Raw genomic sequence first — 506 nt, 5'->3', positions numbered from 1 at the left:
GCGATGCGTTATCTTATTGACTATGAAGGACTCGGTAAGACTCTTCTCAAAGATGTTGGTATTCCACGTGCAAGTTTTATTCCTCTTGGTAATCTTGGAGCTTTGGATGAAAAAGAGGGACAACCCTTTAAACTTGATCTCCAAAAAGCAAAGCAACTTTTAACGGAAGCCGGTTATCCGGATGGTTTTGAGGCCAGTATTTTTGCCGGTGCCTCTCCTTATCCTTTTGCTTTGCCTATTGCTCAGTCTCTCCAAGACAATGCAAAAAAAGTTGGAGTACGTTTTAAAATTGAACGTTTTGTAGGTACGCAGTTGTTTTCAAAATTTTATGCGCGTGGTTTTGATACGATTTTTTTCGGATGGAATAATGGCTCTGGGGACCCCCATACAATGGCTTCACGTCTTATTTATAATCCAGATAATCGGCTTGAGGCTAAAAATACAGGCTATGCGAGTTGGTGCCATGGGTATTTGGATGAAACTATGAATCAAAAGGTTCAAGATGC

The 506-nt window shown here is 40.7% G+C and carries 1 protein-coding gene; it reads left to right on the top strand.

What is annotated here, in order from left to right:
* Positions 1 to 506: ABC transporter substrate-binding protein (locus tag ACFINH_RS10430; RefSeq protein WP_375633110.1), on the top strand; the 506-nt coding region annotated here is incomplete at both ends.

The organism is Bartonella sp. AA74HLJMH, from assembly GCF_042197045.1.
Taxonomy (GTDB): domain Bacteria; phylum Pseudomonadota; class Alphaproteobacteria; order Rhizobiales; family Rhizobiaceae; genus Bartonella.
Note: the sequence above shows the minus strand (reverse complement) of the source record. Positions and strands in the feature narration are given on the sequence as shown.